Source organism: Pseudomonas germanica (assembly GCF_019614655.1).
GTDB lineage: Bacteria > Pseudomonadota > Gammaproteobacteria > Pseudomonadales > Pseudomonadaceae > Aquipseudomonas > Aquipseudomonas neuropathica.
This window is the reverse complement of sequence record NZ_CP071586.1, coordinates 672,730-692,050: the sequence shown is the minus strand read 5'-3', so window position 1 is coordinate 692,050 and position 19,321 is coordinate 672,730. Positions and strand designations below refer to the sequence as shown.

Below are 19,321 nucleotides of genomic sequence, written 5' to 3'. Positions count from 1 at the left end.
TTGGCTGCCAAGAAAAAACCTGCACCCAAGCGTGGCGCCAGCCGTTACCAAGCTCCTGCGAAGCAACCGATTCCGGGTTGGCTGTGGATGGCCATCGGCCTCACGGTCGGCGCGTTCATCGTGTTTCTGATGAAGCTGGAGCCGGGCAAGGGCAGCGACACGGTCAAGCGCGAGAAAGTCGAACAGGCGCAACAGCAGAAAGCGTCGAAGATCGCCGAGGCCAACAAGACCCCGCCGAGCCCGACGCAACCGGTGAAGCCGAAGTACGACTTCTACACCCTGCTGCCGGAATCGGAAGTGATCGTGCCGCCGGACGCCGTCCCGGAGAAGACCTTGCCGACGCCACAAGTGCCGGCCATTCCGACCACGCCGGTGACCCCGGCGGAAGCGGCGAAGATCGACACCGCGCGCGCGCAGGCAGCGTTGGCCGGGATTACCCCGCCACCAGCACCGCCGGTGAGCAAAGCGGCACCGGTAACCAAGTTCTTCTTGCAGGCCGGCTCGTTCCGCAAGGAAACCGATGCTGACAAGGTTCGTGCGCAGATCATTCTGCTCGGTCAGGCGGTAGCGGTTGAGTCCGGCACGGTGAAGGATGAAACCTGGTATCGCGTTTTGGTCGGGCCGTTCAGCAACCGTGAGCAACTGACTACTGCACAGAAACAACTGGCTGGCGCCGGCTTCAGCAACCTGTTGTTACAACAACGCCAGAGCCGCTGATCACCGCCGATCGTTCCCACGCTCTGCGTGGGAACGCCTCAAGGGACGCCCTGCGTCCCAGCAGTGAAGGGACGCGGAGCGTCCCCGGGCTGCATTCCCACGCAGAGCGTGGGAACGATCAGGTGCAACACGCCGCTCGTCCCCTCTGCCGCGCTACGGTTGAAATCCTCTCCAGCACCCCCATATGAATGGGCATAAGGCACTTTCGCCCCGCTGTGTGGAGACTCTTCCCTTGACCACCATCGTTTCAGTCCGCCGTCACGGCAAAGTCGTCATGGGCGGCGACGGCCAGGTTTCTCTCGGCAATACCGTGATGAAAGGCAACGCGAAAAAAGTCCGTCGCCTGTACCACGGCCAGGTCATCGCCGGTTTTGCCGGTGCCACCGCCGACGCATTTACCCTCTTCGAACGTTTCGAAGGCCAACTTGAAAAACATCAGGGCCACCTGGTGCGCGCCGCTGTCGAACTCGCCAAAGAATGGCGCACCGACCGCTCCCTGAGCCGCCTCGAAGCCATGCTCGCGGTCGCCAACAAGGACGCCTCGCTGATCATTACCGGCAACGGTGATGTGGTCGAGCCCGAAGACGGCCTGATCGCCATGGGTTCCGGCGGCGGCTACGCGCAAGCCGCGGCCAGCGCCCTGCTGAAAAAGACCGATCTGTCGGCCCGTGAAATCGTCGAAACCGCCCTCGGTATCGCCGGCGACATCTGTGTATTCACCAACCACACTCAGACCATTGAGGAGCAGGATCTCGCTGAATAAGCCTGACGCGGCCCTGTGCCACGGCTTGTTTCTGCTTGAGGACCGTCAATTATTATGTCCATGACTCCCCGCGAAATCGTCCACGAACTCAACCGCCACATCATCGGCCAGGACGATGCCAAGCGCGCCGTCGCGATTGCCCTGCGCAACCGCTGGCGCCGCATGCAGCTGCCTGAAGAGCTGCGTGTTGAAGTGACCCCGAAGAACATCCTGATGATCGGCCCGACCGGTGTCGGTAAAACCGAGATCGCCCGTCGCCTGGCGAAACTGGCCAACGCACCGTTCATCAAGGTCGAAGCGACCAAGTTCACCGAAGTCGGCTACGTCGGTCGTGACGTCGAATCGATCATCCGTGATCTGGCCGACGCCGCGATCAAGATGCTCCGTGAGCAGGAAATGACCCGCGTTCGCCATCGCGCCGAAGACGCTGCCGAGGATCGTATCCTCGACGCACTGCTGCCGCCGGCGCGCATGGGCTTCAGCAATGAAGAAACGCCAAGCAGCGATTCCAACACGCGCCAGCTGTTCCGCAAGCGCCTGCGCGAAGGTCAGCTGGATGACAAGGAAATCGAAATCGAAGTGGCCGAAGTCGCCGGCATCGAAATCGCCACGCCGCCCGGCATGGAAGAAATGACCAACCAGTTGCAGTCCTTGTTCGCCAACATGGGCAAGGGCAAGAAGAAGGCGCGCAAGCTCAAGGTCAAAGAAGCGCTAAAGCTAGTGCGCGACGAAGAAGCCGGGCGTCTGGTCAACGAAGAAGAGCTGAAAGCCAAAGCGCTGGAAGCGGTTGAACAGCACGGCATCGTGTTCATCGACGAGATCGACAAAGTCGCCAAGCGCGGCAACGTCGGCGGCGCCGATGTGTCCCGTGAAGGCGTGCAGCGCGACCTGCTGCCGCTGATCGAAGGCTGCACCGTCAACACCAAACTGGGCATGGTCAAGACCGACCACATCCTGTTTATCGCCTCCGGTGCGTTCCACCTGAGCAAGCCGAGCGATCTGGTGCCTGAGTTGCAAGGTCGTCTGCCGATCCGCGTTGAACTCAAGGCCCTGAGCCCTTCGGACTTCGAACGCATCCTCAGCGAACCGCATGCCTCGCTGACCGAGCAGTATTGCGCGCTGCTGAAAACCGAAGGCCTGAACATCCAGTTCCAGCCGGAAGGCATCAAGCGTCTGGCGGAGATCGCCTGGCAGGTCAACGAGAAAACCGAAAACATCGGTGCCCGTCGCTTGCACACGCTGCTTGAGCGTCTGCTCGAAGAGGTTTCGTTCAGTGCCGGCGATCTGGCCAGCACCCACGATGAGAAGCCGATTCTGATCGACGCCGAATACGTCAACAGCCACCTCGGCGAATTGGCGCAGAACGAAGACCTGTCCCGTTATATCCTGTAAGCCATACTTACAGATGTAATGGAACTGTGGGAGCGAGCCTGCTCGCGAAGACGGCGGTACATTCAACCTTTGTGTTGGCTGAACCACCGCTTTCGCGAGCAAGCTCGCTCCCACAAGGTTCCGCACAAGACGGATACCTGCTCATGATCCCCACCGACATCAAACTGCACAAAGCCTCGAAAACCCTGACGCTTACCTATGCGTCCGGTGAGGAATACACCTTGCCCGCCGAATTCCTGCGCGTGCATTCGCCCTCCGCTGAAGTCCAGGGCCACGGCAAACCGATCCTGCAATTCGGCAAGCTCAACGTTGGTCTGAGCAAGCTGGAACCGGCCGGTCACTACGCACTGAAACTGACCTTCGACGACGGTCACGACAGTGGCTTGTTCACCTGGGATTATCTCTACGAGCTGGGGCGACGTTATGACGCACTCTGGGCCGATTATCTGGCCGAGCTCAAAGCCGCCGGAAAAACCCGCGACCCGAGCGAGTCGATCGTCAAGCTGATGCTCTAGTCCGAGCCTTGCGCTCATTAGAGGGCATTTTCTAAATTCATCTGTTTGAATGCTCTGCTGTGTGGCCGAGGATCGGCCTGCTTGCGAAAAAAATTAAACTCGGGTAACCAATGGAGCTGGCAAGTTCCCTGCAGTGCTCTACGACTGTAAAGCAGCTATGCAGAATTAACGGTCACCCGAGCAGTAGTACCTGGCATTGGCTGTGGAACTGCACAGCAGAAAACCGGGTACTCGTCTCAGGACAATGGAGCGTCGTAGATGAGTAACAAGAATAACGATGACCTGAAGTACCAAGCCTCGGAAAACACCCTGGGGCTTAATCCCGTCGTTGGGCTACGCGGAAAGGATCTGCTGGCCTCTGCTCGTATGGTGCTGAAACAGGCCATCAAACAACCGATCCATAGTGCCAGGCACGTCACCCATTTCGGCCTCGAACTGAAGAACGTGCTGTTCGGCAAATCCGAACTGCAACCGGCAGGCGATGACCGTCGCTTCGCTGATCCTGCGTGGAGCCAGAACCCGCTCTACAAACGTTATCTGCAAACTTACCTGGCGTGGCGCAAGGAACTTCATGCCTGGATCGATGACAGCAGCCTGTCACCCAAAGACATCGCGCGCGGCCACTTTGTCATCAACCTGATGACTGAAGCCATGGCCCCGACCAACACGGCGGCCAACCCCGCAGCAGTCAAACGCTTCTTCGAAACCGGCGGCAAAAGCCTGCTCGACGGCCTCTCGCATCTGGCCAAGGATCTGGTGCACAACGGCGGCATGCCGAGCCAGGTCAACATGGGCGCGTTCGAAGTCGGCAAGAGCCTCGGCGTGACCGAAGGCGCGGTGGTGTTTCGCAACGACGTGCTGGAGCTGATCCAGTACAAGCCGATCACCGAGCAAGTCCACGAGCGCCCATTGCTGGTGGTGCCGCCGCAGATCAACAAGTTCTACGTATTCGATTTGAGCCCGGACAAGAGTCTGGCGCGCTTCTGCCTGCGCAATAACGTGCAGACGTTTATCGTCAGCTGGCGCAACCCGACTAAGGCCCAGCGCGAGTGGGGCCTGTCGACGTACATCGATGCCCTGAAAGAAGCGGTCGACGTGGTGACCGCGATCACCGGCAGCAAAGACGTGAACATGCTCGGTGCCTGCTCCGGTGGCATCACCTGCACCGCCCTGCTCGGCCATTACGCGGCGATCGGCGAGAAGAAGGTCAATGCCCTCACGCTGCTGGTCAGCGTGCTCGACACGACGCTGGACAGCGACGTCGCCCTGTTCGTCGACGAGCAGACTCTGGAGACCGCCAAGCGCCACTCCTATCAGGCCGGTGTACTGGAAGGCAAAGACATGGCCAAGGTTTTCGCCTGGATGCGCCCGAACGATCTGATCTGGAACTACTGGGTCAATAACTACCTGCTCGGCAACGAGCCGCCGGTGTTCGACATCCTGTTCTGGAACAACGACACCACCCGCCTGCCCGCCGCGTTCCATGGCGACCTGATCGAGATGTTCAAAAACAACCCACTGATCCGCCCGAATGCACTGGAAGTGTGCGGCACGCCGATCGACCTCAAGCAGGTCACGGCCGACATCTTCTCGCTGGCCGGCACCAACGACCACATCACGCCGTGGAAGTCCTGCTACAAGTCGGCGCAGTTGTTTGGTGGCAAGGTCGAGTTCGTGTTGTCGAGCAGCGGGCATATCCAGAGCATTCTCAACCCGCCGGGCAACCCGAAATCGCGCTACATGACCGGCGAAGAAATGGCGGCCAATGCCGATGAGTGGCAAGAGAACTCGACCAAGCACACCGACTCCTGGTGGCTGTACTGGCAGACGTGGCAGGCCGAGCGCTCGGGCAACCTGAAAAAGGCCCCGCTGAAACTGGGCAACAAAGCGTACCCGGCCGGTGAAGCCTCGCCGGGCACATACGTTCACGAGCGGTAACTGACACCACCACACCCCGTGTAGGAGCAGCCTTCGGCAGCTCCTACACGGGGTGTGGTGAATTTAAATCCACAGGGCCTGACGCATGCCGCAACCGTTCATATTCCGTACCGTCGATCTGGATGGCCAGACCCTCCGCACGGCGGTACGCCCCGGCAAGCCTCACTTGACGCCCTTGCTGATTTTCAACGGCATCGGCGCCAACCTGGAGCTGGTGTTTCCGTTTGTCGCGGCGCTGGACCCGGATCTGGAAGTGATCGCCTTTGACGTGCCCGGTGTCGGCGGTTCCTCGACGCCGAACCGGCCGTATCGCTTTCCCGGGCTGGCCAAACTGACGTCACGGATGCTCGATTACCTCGACTACGGCCAGGTCAACGTCATCGGCGTGTCGTGGGGCGGCGCACTGGCGCAGCAGTTCGCTTACGACTACCCCGAGCGCTGCAAGAAACTGGTGCTCGCGGCGACCGCGGCCGGTGCAGTAATGGTGCCGGGCAAGCCAAAAGTGCTGTGGATGATGGCCAGTCCGCGGCGCTACATTCAGCCGTCCCACGTGATCCGTATCGCCCCGCTGATCTATGGCGGCTCGTTCCGTCGCGACCCGACCCTGGCCGCCAGCCACGCCGCGAAAGTGCGTTCGGCGGGCAAGCTCGGTTACTACTGGCAGCTGTTCGCAGGTCTCGGCTGGACCAGCATTCACTGGCTGCACAAGATCCATCAGCCAACGCTGGTGCTGGCCGGCGATGACGATCCGCTGATCCCGCTGATCAACATGCGCATGCTCGCCTGGCGCATTCCCAACGCGCAACTGCACATCATCGACGACGGCCACCTGTTCCTGATTACCCGCGCCGAAGCGGTGGCGCCGATCATCATGAAATTTCTCCAGGAGGAACGTCAGCGCGCGGTGATGCACCCGCATCCGACACCGCTCGGCGGTTAACCCCGGCGGCAGGCTTTATGCAGGCCTTTAAAGAGTGCGCGGCAGGACGCCGCGCAGGCAGCAACCCGCAACAGCGTCTATGGTGTTCTGGTTCGGTGAGTTTGTTTTTGGCCTGAAGACGAAGGAGTGTTGAGTCATGCGCGACAAACCAGCGACGGGCGTAGTGCCCAGCCCCGCCGTGTTCATCAACGCACAAAGTGCGATCACCGGACTGCGTGGCCGGGACCTGATCTCGACCTTGCGCAGCGTCGCCGCCCATGGCCTGCGCAATCCGATTCACAGTGCGAAGCACGCGTTGAAACTCGGCGGTCAATTGGGCCGCGTGCTGCTCGGCGAAACCCTGCACCCGACCAATCCGAACGACAGCCGTTTCGCTGACCCGGCGTGGAGCCTCAATCCGTTCTACCGGCGCAGCCTGCAGGCCTATCTGGCCTGGCAAAAACAGGTCAAAAGCTGGATCGACGAAAGCAACATGAGCGATGACGATCGCGCCCGCGCGCATTTCGCCTTCACCCTGCTCAACGACGCTGTGGCGCCGTCGAACACCTTGCTCAACCCGCTGGCGGTCAAGGAGCTGTTCAACTCCGGCGGGCACAGTCTGGTACGCGGCCTCAGTCATTTGTTCGATGACTTGCTGCACAACGACGGCCTGCCACGTCAGGTGACCAAACAGGCTTTCGAGGTCGGCAAGACCGTGGCCACCACCACCGGCTCGGTGGTGTTTCGCAACGATTTGCTTGAGCTGATCCAGTACCGACCGATGAGCGAAAAGCAGTACGCCAAGCCGCTGCTGGTGGTGCCGCCGCAAATCAACAAGTACTACATTTTCGACCTCAGCCCACACAACAGCTTCGTCCAGTACGCACTGAAAAACGGCCTGCAGACCTTCATGATCAGTTGGCGCAACCCGGATGTACGCCATCGCGAATGGGGCCTGTCGACGTATGTCGAGGCGGTGGAAGAGGCGATGAACATCTGTCGGGCGATCACCGGTGCCCGCGAGGTCAACCTGATGGGCGCCTGCGCTGGCGGCCTGACCATCGCCGCCCTGCAAGGGCATTTGCAGGCCAAGCGGCAACTGCGCCGCGTCTCCAGTGCGACGTACCTGGTCAGCCTGCTCGACAGCCAGATTGAAACCCCGGCCACCCTCTTCGCCGATGAACAAACCCTCGAAGCCGCCAAGCGCCGCTCGTACCAGAAAGGCGTGCTCGACGGTCGCGACATGGCCAAGGTCTTCGCCTGGATGCGCCCCAACGATTTGATCTGGAGCTACTTCGTCAACAATTACCTGCTGGGCAAAGAGCCGCCGGCCTTCGACATCCTCTACTGGAACAACGACAACACCCGTCTGCCAGCGGCATTTCACGGCGACCTGCTGGACTTCTTCAAGCACAACCCGCTGACCCATCCGGGCGGGCTGGAAGTGTGCGGCACGCCGATCGACCTGCAGAAAGTCACCGTCGACAGCTTCAGCGTCGCCGGCATGAACGACCACATCACGCCGTGGGATGCGGTGTATCGCTCGACCCTGCTGCTCGGTGGCGAGCGGCGTTTCGTGCTGTCCAACAGCGGCCATGTGCAGAGCATTCTCAACCCGCCGAGCAACCCGAAAGCTGCCTACGTCGAGAACGGCAAGATGAGCAGCGACCCGCGTGCCTGGTACTACGATGGTAAACACGTCGATGGCAGTTGGTGGCCGCAGTGGCTGGAGTGGATTCAACAGCGCTCCGGCGCCCAGCACGAAACCACGTTTACCCTCGGCAACCCGAACTATCCACCGATGGAGGCAGCGCCCGGTACTTACGTGCGTGTGCGCTGACGCTTAACCGAACTTTTCTAAGAAGACTGGATGAAAACCCGCGACCGGATTCTCGAATGTGCTTTGCAACTGTTCAACGAAAAGGGCGAGCCGAACGTCTCCACCATGGAGGTGGCGAACGAAATGGGGATCAGCCCGGGCAATCTCTACTACCACTTCCATGGCAAGGAACCGCTGATTCTCGGCCTGTTCGAACGCTTCCAGAGTGAACTGGCGCCACTGCTCGATCCACCCTCGGATGTGGAACTGGCGCCGGAGGATTACTGGCTGTTTTTGCATTTGATCGTCGAGCGACTGGCGCAGTACCGCTTCCTGTTTCAGGACCTGTCGAACCTCGCCGGGCGCTTGCCGAAGCTGGCCAAGGGGATTCGACATTTGCTCAATGCACTGAAGCGCACACTGGCGTCGTTGCTGGCGCGTTTGAAGGCTTCGGGGCAGCTGGTCAGTGATACGCAGGCGTTGGGGCAGTTGGTTGAGCAGATCACCATGACGTTGCTGTTTTCGCTGGATTATCAGCGGATTCTGGATCGTGAGGGTGAGGTGAGGCTGGTTGTGTACCAGATCATGATGCTGGTGGCGCCGCATTTGTTGCCGCCGGTGAAGGTCGCTACGGAGCGGATGGCCCTGCAATACCTTGAAGATCACGACTGAATCAAAAGCCCCTCACCCTAGCCCTCCCGAAACGTCGGACCGCCCGGAGGGAGAGGGGACTGATTGGGGGATGCTGATGAGCTACACCGACCTGAAAGGGTTTTGTTGAATCCATAATCGACTCGATCCTTCAGGTCGACGTACGACGCAAGACACCTCGTTCGGCCCCCTCTCCCTCTGGGAGAGGGCTGGGGTGAGGGGCGGCCTTGAAATGCACAAACAAAAACGCCCGACCTTCACAGGCCGGGCGTTTTGTTTTGCCCTGAAAAATCAGGACTGACTGGTTGGCGTCGACGGGGTCGATGCAGCAGTCGGGGTGGCCGCCGGAGTCGGTGCTGCGGCGGAATTCGACGCACTCACCGGAGCTGCCGGAGCGGCAGGTTTGGCTGCAGCAGGTGCGGCCGGTTTCGGCGCAGCGGCTTTCGGCGCGGCCGGTTTTTTCACTGCCGGTTTCTTCGCCGCAGCAGGTTTCGCTGCAGGCTTGGCAGCCGGTTTGGCGGCAGCAGTTTTCGCTGCTGGCTTGGCGGCGGGTTTCGCTGCAGTTTTGACCGCAGGTTTAGCTGCCGGCTTGGCAGCGGCTTTGGCGGCAACCGGTTTGGCTGCGGCTTTGGCTGCAGGCTTGGCGGCTGCGGTTTTCGCTGCTGGCTTGGCCGCGGCTTTAGCAGCAGGTTTAGCTGCCGCTTTGGCCAGTGGCTTGGCAGCAGACTTGGCTGCTGGTTTGGCCGCAGCCGTTTTCGCGGCCGGTTTTGCCGCAGCGGTTTTCGCCGCCGCCGGTTGGGTTTTCAGACCGGTGAGTTTTTCGATCTGCTTGGTCAAGGTTTCCACCTTGCTATGCAGTGCTTTGACCTCATTGCGGCTCGGTACACCCAGGCGCGAAATTGCGCTGTTCAGGCGCTTGTCGAAAGCCCCTTCCAGCTCGTCCCATTTGCCCAGTGCGCGATCTTTCACGCCGCTGATGCGCGACTTGGCCGAAGAAGCGGAATCCTTGGCAGCGTCGACTTTTTTGCCGACTGCGGATTTGGTGAGCTTCTCGGCTTTCTCGCCGTCTTTGACCAATGTATCGAAGAGCTTGCTGCCGTCAGTGTCGATCTTCGAGTACACGCCTAAACCAGCCAGCCAGATTTTGCGGGAGTAGTCTTCGACTTTCCCGATCCACGAGCTGCCTTCTTTATCGGTGTTCTTTTTACCAGCCATCCCGTTCTCCTTAAGATTTACGCGCGACGCGTTCGAGCAATGCCGTCAGCTCATCGAGCTTAGCAGAGAGTGTCTCAACGTCATGTTTAGACGGAATGCCGATACGATTCAAGGCGCTTGCTACACGGGAGTCGAACGCCTTCTCGACCTTGTCGAGCTGAACTTCGACACGACCTTTGAACGAGCTGACTTCGCTCTTGGCTTCATCGATCTCGGCGTTGGCCGCTTCGAGTTTTTCGGTGACGGCTTTTTTGCCTTTCTTTTCAACAGTTTGACCAGCCTTGATCAGCTCTTGAAAGTAGTCGCTGCCCTCTTGGCCGACCTTGGCGTAGGCACCCAGGCCTGCCAGCCAGATCTTGCGGGCATAGGATTTGACGTCGCTCAGAGCAGAAGTCGAAGCGTCGATTTTTTTCTTCAAAATGACTTTGGCCATGGTGCACCTCACGCGCAGAAGGTTTGAGGAACTGCCCGGAAAAGTGTCGGGCTCAGGCACAAAGTAGGCAGAAAAATTAGAAACGGCACCCTAACAACTGACATAAACAGAGGGAGCACCACAAAACAAATGTAGGAGTGAGCCTGCTCGCGATAGCGGTGTATCAGTCAAAAATGGAGTCGACTGACAGACCGCTATCGCGAGCAGGCTCACTCCTACAAGGGATCGTGTTTCAGACCAAAGCCTTGTCGAGGGCTTTTTCGATTTCGGCTTTGATCATGCCGCTCATGGCCGACATCATGATGCCCAACTCCACATCGACCTTGATCGAATCGTCCGCCACATGCACCGCGCCTTTTACGCCCGAGCGCTTGAGGTTCAGGGTATCGCCGGACCATTGCGGCTCAAGGCCATATTGATCGGAGAGTTTTTGCGCCAGCTTGTCGGCCTTCTCGCGGGTGGCTTCCTTACCCAGGTTGTGGGCACGCTCAACAGTGATTTTGGCCATTACATGACTCCTGATTTAAAAAGATGTGTCGGTAAATCTTGACCGCCGCTGCGGCAAATCGTCCCGAGGATTGCCCATCTTACCTTTAGCCATTCCAAGACAAAGCATGGCTTGGGGATTAGAATGTCGCGCATTCTCTTTTGGTGACAGCGATATGACTGATCAGCGCAAAGGCAGCGATGCCGAACCCACCACTCACTTCGGCTTCAAAAACGTTCCGGAAAGCCAGAAAGCGGAAAAAGTCGCTGAAGTTTTCCACTCGGTAGCCGCGAAATACGACTTGATGAACGACCTTCTGTCGGGCGGCATGCACCGCCTGTGGAAGCGTTTCGCGATCGAACTGTCGGGCGTACGCAGCGGTAACCGCGTGCTGGACATCGCCGGCGGTACCGGTGACCTGACCAAAAAGTTCTCGCACCTGGTCGGCCCGACCGGTCAGGTGGTATTGGCCGACATCAACGAATCGATGCTCAAGGTCGGCCGTGACCGCCTGCTCGATCTGGGTGTCGCTGGCAACGTCGAATTCGTTCAGGCGGACGCGGAAAAACTGCCGTTCCCGGACAACCACTTCGACTGCGTGACCATCGCTTTCGGCCTGCGCAACGTGACGCACAAAGAAGACGCCTTGCGTTCGATGCTGCGCGTGCTCAAGCCCGGCGGTCGTCTGCTGGTGCTGGAATTCTCCAAACCGACCAACGCGCTGATGTCGAAAGCCTACGACGCTTATTCGTTCGCCTTCATGCCGCTGATGGGCAAGCTGATCACCAACGACTCGGAAAGCTATCGCTACCTGGCCGAATCGATCCGCATGCATCCGAATCAGGAAACCCTGAAGTCGATGATGGTCGACGCCGGTTTCGACCGCGTGACCTATCACAACATGACCGCAGGCATCGTCGCCCTGCACCGCGGCATCAAGCCCTGATGTTGCTCACCGGGCTGCTCGCCAGCGTTGAACTCGGCCTCAACCGGGTGCTGCGTCTCGACAGCACGGCGCTGCCGCGGCTGGCGCATTTGACCGGCAAGGTGATTGCCGTCGACTGCCGCAGCCCGGCGCTGCAACTGTTCATCCTGCCGAGTGATGAAGGTCTGATGCTGGCCTCGCATTGGGAAACCGGTGTCGACTGCACCCTGCGTGCGCCGGCCTCGAGCCTGATCAAACTGGCCTTGAGCAAAGACAAGACCGCAGTGCTGCATGCCCCGGAAGTCGAGCTCGATGGCGACAGCGGCGTGCTGCTGGAGCTGACCGGTGTGCTGCAAGACCTTGAGCTGGACTGGGAGTACGAACTCTCGCGCTGGCTCGGCCCGGTCGCCACGCAACTGGTCGGTGGCCATCTGCGCAGCCGCGCACGCTGGTATCAACAAGGATTTGCCAGCCTCAACCAGAACCTCGCCGAATACCTCGCCGAAGAATCGCGCACCCTCGTCGGGCAGCGCGAAGCCGAAGCGCGATTCAGCGAACTGGACCGGATCAAACTTGATCTGGAACGTCTCGAGGCGCGTTTCGAGCGCCTTTCCCGATCCCTCGACCCAAGCGATAACGCATGAAGCTGCTTGCCGTCCGCCGTCTGTTGCGCATCCAGCGCGTCGTGATCCGCTACCGCCTCGATGACCTGCTGTTCGATCTGCCGCTGCCCTGGTTTCTCCTGGCGCTGCGCTACGTGCTGCCGTGGCGCTGGTTCCCGCGCAAGCCGCTGGACCTGAGCCGGGGCGCGCGTCTGCGTCTGGCGTTGCAGGATCTGGGACCGATCTTCATCAAGTTCGGGCAGATTCTTTCGACCCGCCGCGACCTGCTGCCGGAAGACATCGCCGATGAGCTGATGCTGTTGCAGGACCGCGTGCCGCCGTTCGATTCGCAGCTGTCGATCAAGCTGATCGAAGAACAGTTGGGCAAGAAGATCAGCGACGTGTTCAGCCGTTTCGACGTTGAGCCACTGGCCTCAGCCTCCGTGGCGCAGGTACATGCCGCGCAGCTGAAAACCGGCGAAGAAGTGGTGGTCAAAGTGATCCGGCCGGGTCTGAAGCCGATCATCGCGCAGGATCTGGCGTGGCTGTTTATCCTCGCCCGCACTGCCGAAAAACTCTCCGCCGATGCGCGCCTGCTGCACCCGGTCGACGTGGTCCAGGACTACGAAAAAACCATCTACGACGAACTCGATCTGCTGCGCGAGGCGGCCAACGCCAGCCAGTTGAAGCGTAACTTCGAAGGTTCGCCGCTGCTCTACGTGCCGCAAGTCTATTGGGACTGGTGCCGACCGAAAGTGCTGGTGATGGAGCGTATCTACGGCATCCAGGTCACCGATCTGGCGACCCTTGCCGACCAGCGTACCGACATGAAAATGCTCGCCGAGCGCGGTGTGGAGATTTTCTTCACCCAAGTGTTCCGCGACAGTTTCTTCCACGCCGACATGCACCCGGGCAACATCTTCGTCAGCACCGTCAACCCGTGGAGCCCGCAATACATCGCGATCGATTGCGGCATCGTCGGCAGCCTGACCCCGGAAGACCAGGATTATCTGGCGCGCAATCTGTTCGCCTTCTTCAAGCGTGACTACCGCCGTGTGGCGCAACTGCACATCGATTCGGGCTGGGTGCCGGCGGAAACCAAACTCAACGAATTCGAAGCGGCGATCCGTACGGTGTGCGAACCGATCTTCGAAAAACCGTTAAAAGATATTTCATTTGGCCAGGTGCTGATGCGCCTGTTCCAGACCGCACGGCGCTTCAACATGGAAGTGCAGCCGCAACTGGTGCTGCTGCAAAAGACCCTGTTAAACATCGAAGGCCTCGGTCGTCAGTTGTATCCGGATCTGGATCTGTGGAACACCGCGCAGCCATTCCTCGAGCGCTGGATGCGCGAGCGCGTCAGCCCGAAAGCCTTGCTGGGCAACGTGCAGAGCCAGTTCGAACAGCTTCCGCATCTGGCCAACATGGCCCGCGATCTGCTCGAACGCATGTCCCAGCCGCACGCCTATGACCCGCCGCCACCGTGGCACAAACGCAAGGACGACTGGTTCCTGCGCCTGCTCGGTTGCGCGCATCTGGCGGGCGGGGTGATCCTGGCCATCGGTGGCCCGCTGCACGAATTGGGGCATTGGCCGGCCGGAATCATGGTGGCAGTCGGCTTGTATCTGGTCGTTCGCCGATAGCCAGTTTCGTGAACGGCTGGCACACTGTTTCAATGCCTGAACCCGACTATTGAAGTGTGGGGTTCGCTGTCGGAGTCGAAGATGAAAAACTGGCTGGACGAGATCAAATGGGACGCTGATGGCCTGGTGCCGGCGATTGCCCAGGATCACAAGACCGGACGCGTGCTGATGATGGCCTGGATGAACCGCGAAGCGCTCGAACTGACCGCTGCGGAAAACCGTGCAATCTACTGGTCACGTTCCCGTGGCAAGCTGTGGCGCAAGGGCGAAGAGTCCGGCCATGTGCAGACCTTGCATGAGATGCGTCTGGACTGTGACGCCGACGTGATCATCCTGATGGTTGAACAGATCGGCGACATCGCTTGCCATACCGGCCGTCAAAGCTGCTTTTACCGTGTCTTCGAAAACGGCGACTGGAAGACAGTCGACCCAGTCCTGAAAGACCCGCACGCTATCTATTCCGCAGGACACAAACATGAGTGACACCCTGACCCGCCTCGCTCAGGTACTTGAAGAGCGCAAAGGCGCAGCCGCCGACAGCTCGTATGTGGCTAGTCTGTATCACAAGGGCCTGAACAAGATTCTGGAGAAAGTCGGCGAAGAGTCGGTCGAAACCATTATTGCCGCCAAGGACGCCGCCATCAGCGGCGACTGCAGCGACGTGATCTACGAGACCGCCGACCTGTGGTTCCACAGCATGGTCATGCTCGCCCAACTGGGGCAGCATCCGCAGGCCGTGCTGGATGAACTGGATCGTCGCTTCGGCCTGTCCGGACACGTCGAGAAAGCCTCGCGTCCGTCCGCCTGAACAATTTTTAGAGAGGAACAGCAACATGGGCATTTTTGACTGGAAACACTGGATCGTCATTCTGGTTGTCGTGGTGCTGGTGTTCGGCACCAAGAAACTGAAAAACCTCGGCACCGACGTTGGCGAGTCGATCAAGGGCTTCCGCAAAGCCATGAACGACGATGAAAAACCGGCTGCCGATCCAACCGTGACACCTGCGCAGCCAGTGCCACCGGTGCAGCCGCAAGCCACCGCTCAGGCCAATCCGCCGCACACCATCGACGTGCAGGCGCAGAAAGTCGAAGAGCCGATCCGCAAAGACGTGTGAGCACTGACTAATGTTTGGTATCAGCTTCTCTGAACTGCTGCTCGTCGGCCTCGTCGCCCTGCTGGTGCTGGGCCCCGAGCGTCTGCCGGGCGCTGCACGCACCGCCGGCCTGTGGGTCGGACGGCTGAAGCGCAGCTTCAACGCGATCAAACAGGAAGTTGAACGTGAAATCGGTGCTGACGAAATCCGTCGGCAACTGCACAACGAGCACATTCTGTCGCTGGAGCAAGAGGCGCGGAAAATTTTCAATCCGGTTCAGCAAGAACCGACGCCGGTTGAGCATGTGGGTCAGCAGACGATTCATGCGCCGACCGCGCCTGTTACGCCAGCACCGGCACCCGCTGCCGTTGTAGCACCGACAGAGCCGGCGCCAGCCGCTGTGGAACAATCTGTTGAACACGTTGCGCCAACCGCCGCGCCGATCACACCTGCGCCTCACGACACCACTTTGCCGCCGCGAGCCCCATGAGCGATCTCCCCGAAAACGACCAGCACATGCCGCTGGTTTCGCACCTCACCGAGTTGCGCACCCGCCTGCTGCGTTGTGTGGCGGCGATCTTCATCATCTTCGCCGGGCTGTTTGCGTTCACCCAGCAGATCTATACCTTCGTCTCGACGCCGCTGCGCCAGTACCTGCCGGTCGGCGCGACGATGATCGCCACCGACGTGTCGTCGCCGTTCCTGACGCCGCTGAAGCTGACGATGATGGTTTCGCTGTTCCTCGCGATCCCGGTGATCCTGCATCAGATCTGGGGCTTTATCGCGCCAGGTCTGTACAAACATGAGAAACGCATCGCGGTGCCACTGCTGGTGTCCAGCATCCTGCTGTTCTATACCGGCATGGCGTTCGCCTATTACTTCGTGTTCCCGCTGATCTTCAAGTTCTTCGCTGCCGCCACCCCGGCGGGCGTGGAAATGATGACCGACATCGCCAGTTACCTCGATTTCGTCATGACGCTGTTCTTCGCCTTCGGCGTGGCGTTCGAGATCCCGGTGGCTGTTGTGCTGCTGGTGTGGATCGGCGTGGTCGATGTGGCCTACCTGAAGAAAATTCGCCCGTACGTGATCATCGGCTGCTTCGTGGTCGGCATGATCCTGACGCCGCCGGACATCTTCTCGCAGACCCTGCTGGCCGTGCCGATGTGGATGCTGTTCGAAATCGGCATCCTGTTCGGTGGTTTGATCAGCAAGCGCGAACGTCCGGAAGAGAACCCGGCCGACGACCACAACGACCAGCCGCCAGCGACCCAGGCATGAACCTGCTGTTGCTCGAAGAGGCTGACTTCATTGCGGCCGACCGTGTGGTGCTGCGTGATCGCCGCCTGACCCATATGCAGGAAGTTCACCGTTCGGAAGTTGGTGACAGCCTGCGCGTTGGCCGTATCAACGGGCTGATGGGCACGGCTGAACTGCTGCGCCTCGAAGCAGGTGAAGCCGAGCTGCGCGTCAGCCTGGATCAGCCACCACCGGCCAAGCTGCCGCTGACCTTGGTACTCGCTCTGCCGCGCCCGAAAATGCTTCGCCGGGTGTTCCAGACCGTCGCGACCATGGGCGTGCCGAAGGTGATTCTGGTCAACAGCTATCGGGTCGAGAAGAGTTTCTGGCAGACGCCGTTTCTTGAGCCTGAGGCGATTCGTGAGCAACTGATCCTCGGCCTCGAACAGGCCCGCGACACCGTGTTGCCGGAAATCATCATCGAGAAGCGCTTCAAGCCGTTTGTTGAGGATCGGCTGCCGGCGATTACCGACGGCACCCTCGGTCTGGTCGGCCATCCCGGTAACTACCCGCCGTGCCCACGCGCCCTCAGCGAACCCGTCACCCTGGCCATCGGTCCCGAAGGTGGCTGGATCCCCTACGAAATAGATTTGCTGGCCAAATCGGGCCTGCAACCGGTGCAACTCGGCGAGCGCATCCTGCGCGTCGAAACCGCCGTCACCGCCCTGCTCGCCCGGCTCTTCTAAGTTCAACTCCGCTCCCGTGTAGGAGCTGCCGAAGGCTCGGGCCGCGATCGGACGATCTTTTAATTTTGCTTCAACAAAACAAGATCAAAAGATCGCAGCCTCGTTTCACTCGACAGCTCCTACAGGATGGCGGCGTCCCGGATAAATGGTGTTACAGATTGCCATCATCCGGCCGATACCCTCTCCATAAGTCCAATTAGTGGTCCGAAGGGAGTGGTCGCATGTACCGTTGGTTAGCCGAGAGTCTTGGAAACGTCAGCGTCAAACGCAAGCTGGGAATCGGTTTCGGCCTGGTGCTGTTGCTGACACTGTTGATCACCTTCACCGGCTGGACCGGCATGAGCGGCATCATCAGCCGTGGTGACAAGCTGGGTTTTATCTCCAGCCTCAATGAGCTGACCAAGGACCTGCGCCTGGCGCGCATGGATTACGACATGCGTCGCGGCGAGCAGGGACCGGGCACGGTCAACGAATTCCTGAGCAAACTCGAAAGCGGCCTGCAATCGGCACGCGGCATGATTGAGCAGCCGTCCGATGTGGCGATGGTCGATCAACAATTGGCTGCCGTGGCCGAATACAAGCGTGCCTTCGGTGAAATGACGCAGGCCACCGTGCAGCGTGAAGACGCACGCAGCAAGCTGGGCGCCAATGCCGACAATGCCGTATCCAAGGTCGGCGCGGTCGAGAGCGCGCTGCTGCAAGGCGACAGCATCGCGCAATACAACGCGGTGATCGAACTGAGCAAGCTGCTGCAGCAAGCGCGATATCAGGTGCGCGGTTACACCTACAGCGGTAAGGCCGATGCCGAGCAACCAGCCCTGACCGCGATCGACAATGCCCTGAAAAACCTCGAAAGCCTGCCGTCCCGCGTCCCAGATCAGCATATCGCCAACCTGCAGCAAGCCACCGAGTCGCTCAAGGCTTACCGTGCAGCCGTGGCTCAATTCCGTGATTCTCAAGTAAAAAACGCTGCAGCACTGGTCAACATGTCTGCTCAGGGTGACATTTTGATCGCCGTCAGCAAGAAACTGACTGAATCGCAAACCGTCGTACGTGACACCGATGCCGCACGTGCCAAAAACTTGCTGCTGATCGCCACCGCACTGGCCGTAGCGTTCGGTCTGCTGGCCGCCTGGGCAATCACCCGCCAGATCATCATCCCGCTGAACCAGACCCTGAAAGTCGCCGAGCGCGTGGCTGCGGGCGACCTGACGCACAACTTGGTTTCCCTGCGTCGCGACGAACTCGGCCAACTGCAACGTTCGATGCAGAGCATGACCCAAGGCCTGCGTGAACTGGTCGGCGGGATCAGCGATGGCGTCACCCAGATCGCCAGCGCCGCTGAAGAACTGTCGGCGGTGACCGAGCAGACCAGCGCCGGGGTCAACAATCAGAAAATCGAGACCGACCAGGTCGCCACCGCCATGAACGAAATGGCCGCCACCGTGCAGGAAGTCGCGCGTAACGCCGAAGAGGCTTCCGAAGCCGCCGTCGCTGCTGACCAACAGGCCCGCGAAGGCGACAAAGTCGTCGGCGAAGCGATTGCTCAGATCGAACGCCTGGCCGTTGAAGTCGGTCACTCGACCGAAGCCATGGGTGAACTGAAGCGCGAAAGCGACAAGATCGGCAGCGTCCTCGACGTGATCAAATCCGTGGCCCAGCAAACCAACCTGCTGGCCCTCAACGCCGCCATCGAGGCCGCGCGTGCCGGTGAAGCCGGGCGTGGTTTTGCCGTGGTCGCCGACGAAGTGCGCAGCCTTGCGCAACGTACGCAGAAGTCCACCGAAGAAATCGAAGAACTTATCGTCGGCCTGCAAAACGGCACCCAGCAAGTGGCAACGATCATGGACAACAGCCGCACCCTCACCGACAGCAGCGTTGAACTGACCCGCCGTGCCGGTGGTTCGCTGGAAAGCATTACTCGCACCGTTTCGGCGATTCAGGCGATGAACCAGCAGATTGCGGCAGCGGCCGAGCAGCAGAGTGCGGTGGCTGAAGAGATCAACCGTAGCGTGCTGAATGTGCGGGATGTGTCGGATCAGACGTCGGCGGCGAGTGAAGAGACCGCGGCGTCCAGCGTTGAGCTGGCGCGGTTGGGGACGCATCTGCAGATGTTGGTCGGTCGATTTAAGGTCTAGCCCAACGATCGTTCCCACGCTCTGCGTGGGAACGCATCCTGTGACGCTCCGCGTCGCGCATGCAAAGGGACGCGGAGCGTCCCGGGCG

21 protein-coding genes and 1 pseudogene are annotated in these 19,321 nt (G+C 60.0%); 19 read left to right on the top strand and 3 right to left on the bottom strand.

Features of this window, described 5'->3' with window-relative positions:
* From J0G10_RS03045 to J0G10_RS03010, 8 genes are all read left to right on the top strand, one after another.
* Positions 1 to 717 (top strand): SPOR domain-containing protein, encoded by a 717-nt coding sequence (locus tag J0G10_RS03045; RefSeq protein ID WP_007909385.1) that lies wholly within the window; start codon positions 1 to 3, stop codon positions 715 to 717.
* Positions 718 to 949: 232 nt separating this feature from the next.
* Positions 950 to 1,480 carry an ATP-dependent protease subunit HslV gene (gene hslV / locus J0G10_RS03040; RefSeq protein WP_016984593.1) on the top strand — a complete coding sequence of 177 codons (531 nt, stop codon included), beginning with the start codon at positions 950 to 952 and terminating at the stop codon, positions 1,478 to 1,480.
* Between the two features lie 54 nt (positions 1,481 to 1,534).
* Complete coding sequence (gene hslU / locus J0G10_RS03035; RefSeq protein WP_220557399.1) at positions 1,535 to 2,872, top strand: ATP-dependent protease ATPase subunit HslU; 1,338 nt, start codon at positions 1,535 to 1,537, stop codon at positions 2,870 to 2,872.
* 143 nt (positions 2,873 to 3,015) lie between these two features.
* On the top strand, positions 3,016 to 3,387 hold the full coding sequence (locus tag J0G10_RS03030) for a gamma-butyrobetaine hydroxylase family protein (RefSeq protein ID WP_108224330.1): 372 nt from the start codon (positions 3,016 to 3,018) through the stop codon (positions 3,385 to 3,387).
* A 258-nt stretch (positions 3,388 to 3,645) separates the two neighbouring features.
* Positions 3,646 to 5,325, top strand: coding sequence for a class II poly(R)-hydroxyalkanoic acid synthase (gene phaC, locus J0G10_RS03025; protein WP_095047200.1), 1,680 nt, complete (start codon positions 3,646 to 3,648; stop codon positions 5,323 to 5,325).
* 85 nt (positions 5,326 to 5,410) lie between these two features.
* A complete protein-coding gene (phaZ, locus tag J0G10_RS03020; RefSeq protein ID WP_034152967.1) occupies positions 5,411 to 6,265 on the top strand; it encodes a poly(3-hydroxyalkanoate) depolymerase in 855 nt (284 codons plus the stop codon).
* Positions 6,266 to 6,401: 136 nt separating this feature from the next.
* The gene (gene phaC / locus J0G10_RS03015; RefSeq protein ID WP_220557397.1) at positions 6,402 to 8,084 is read left to right on the top strand and encodes a class II poly(R)-hydroxyalkanoic acid synthase; all 1,683 of its coding nucleotides are present in this window, start codon (positions 6,402 to 6,404) and stop codon (positions 8,082 to 8,084) included.
* 30 nt (positions 8,085 to 8,114) lie between these two features.
* Positions 8,115 to 8,735 carry a TetR/AcrR family transcriptional regulator gene (locus J0G10_RS03010; protein WP_093430069.1) on the top strand — a complete coding sequence of 207 codons (621 nt, stop codon included), beginning with the start codon at positions 8,115 to 8,117 and terminating at the stop codon, positions 8,733 to 8,735.
* 270 nt (positions 8,736 to 9,005) lie between these two features.
* On the opposite strand, the gene J0G10_RS03005 is transcribed toward J0G10_RS03010, so the two are convergent.
* The 3 genes from J0G10_RS03005 to J0G10_RS02995 all read right to left on the bottom strand — a co-directional run bounded on the left by J0G10_RS03005 (position 9,006) and on the right by J0G10_RS02995 (position 10,870).
* A complete protein-coding gene (locus tag J0G10_RS03005) occupies positions 9,006 to 9,929 on the bottom strand; it encodes a phasin family protein (protein WP_220557396.1) in 924 nt (307 codons plus the stop codon).
* A gap of 10 nt (positions 9,930 to 9,939) precedes the next feature.
* On the bottom strand, positions 9,940 to 10,362 hold the full coding sequence (locus tag J0G10_RS03000) for a phasin family protein (protein WP_034152971.1): 423 nt from the start codon (positions 10,360 to 10,362) through the stop codon (positions 9,940 to 9,942).
* A 232-nt stretch (positions 10,363 to 10,594) separates the two neighbouring features.
* Positions 10,595 to 10,870 carry a polyhydroxyalkanoic acid system family protein gene (locus J0G10_RS02995; protein ID WP_220557394.1) on the bottom strand — a complete coding sequence of 92 codons (276 nt, stop codon included), beginning with the start codon at positions 10,868 to 10,870 and terminating at the stop codon, positions 10,595 to 10,597.
* A 154-nt stretch (positions 10,871 to 11,024) separates the two neighbouring features.
* Between J0G10_RS02995 and ubiE the strand changes: the two genes are divergently transcribed.
* The 11 genes and pseudogenes from ubiE (at position 11,025) to J0G10_RS30240 (ending at position 19,233) form a co-directional block, all read left to right on the top strand.
* Positions 11,025 to 11,795 (top strand): bifunctional demethylmenaquinone methyltransferase/2-methoxy-6-polyprenyl-1,4-benzoquinol methylase UbiE, encoded by a 771-nt coding sequence (ubiE, locus tag J0G10_RS02990; protein ID WP_008080626.1) that lies wholly within the window; start codon positions 11,025 to 11,027, stop codon positions 11,793 to 11,795.
* A complete protein-coding gene (locus J0G10_RS02985) occupies positions 11,795 to 12,418 on the top strand; it encodes a ubiquinone biosynthesis accessory factor UbiJ (RefSeq protein ID WP_220557392.1) in 624 nt (207 codons plus the stop codon). The genes ubiE and J0G10_RS02985 overlap by 1 nt, the downstream gene beginning before the upstream one ends.
* Positions 12,415 to 14,019 carry a ubiquinone biosynthesis regulatory protein kinase UbiB gene (gene ubiB, locus J0G10_RS02980; RefSeq protein WP_095125305.1) on the top strand — a complete coding sequence of 535 codons (1,605 nt, stop codon included), beginning with the start codon at positions 12,415 to 12,417 and terminating at the stop codon, positions 14,017 to 14,019. The genes J0G10_RS02985 and ubiB overlap by 4 nt, the downstream gene beginning before the upstream one ends.
* Before the next feature lie 81 nt (positions 14,020 to 14,100).
* On the top strand, positions 14,101 to 14,502 hold the full coding sequence (hisI, locus tag J0G10_RS02975) for a phosphoribosyl-AMP cyclohydrolase (protein WP_007909357.1): 402 nt from the start codon (positions 14,101 to 14,103) through the stop codon (positions 14,500 to 14,502).
* Entirely contained in the window at positions 14,495 to 14,827 is a 333-nt protein-coding gene (locus J0G10_RS02970; RefSeq protein WP_003220849.1) for a phosphoribosyl-ATP diphosphatase, read from the top strand. The genes hisI and J0G10_RS02970 overlap by 8 nt, the downstream gene beginning before the upstream one ends.
* 25 nt (positions 14,828 to 14,852) lie before the next feature.
* Positions 14,853 to 15,134, top strand: a complete 282-nt coding sequence (locus tag J0G10_RS02965) for a twin-arginine translocase TatA/TatE family subunit (RefSeq protein WP_003220847.1) — start codon at positions 14,853 to 14,855, stop codon at positions 15,132 to 15,134.
* 10 nt (positions 15,135 to 15,144) lie between these two features.
* On the top strand, positions 15,145 to 15,603 hold the full coding sequence (gene tatB / locus J0G10_RS02960; protein ID WP_064388885.1) for a Sec-independent protein translocase protein TatB: 459 nt from the start codon (positions 15,145 to 15,147) through the stop codon (positions 15,601 to 15,603).
* Entirely contained in the window at positions 15,600 to 16,391 is a 792-nt protein-coding gene (tatC, locus tag J0G10_RS02955) for a twin-arginine translocase subunit TatC (RefSeq protein WP_095047195.1), read from the top strand. The genes tatB and tatC overlap by 4 nt, the downstream gene beginning before the upstream one ends.
* A complete protein-coding gene (locus J0G10_RS02950; RefSeq protein WP_220557390.1) occupies positions 16,388 to 17,095 on the top strand; it encodes a 16S rRNA (uracil(1498)-N(3))-methyltransferase in 708 nt (235 codons plus the stop codon). The genes tatC and J0G10_RS02950 overlap by 4 nt, the downstream gene beginning before the upstream one ends.
* Before the next feature lie 221 nt (positions 17,096 to 17,316).
* Positions 17,317 to 18,378, top strand: a pseudogene (locus tag J0G10_RS30245) (methyl-accepting chemotaxis protein); the annotation flags it as partial.
* Positions 18,361 to 19,233: a methyl-accepting chemotaxis protein gene (locus tag J0G10_RS30240; protein WP_371857741.1), complete on the top strand. Its 873-nt coding sequence runs from the start codon at positions 18,361 to 18,363 to the stop codon at positions 19,231 to 19,233. The pseudogene J0G10_RS30245 and the gene J0G10_RS30240, both read left to right, overlap by 18 nt.
* Positions 19,234 to 19,321: the final 88 nt, after the last annotated feature.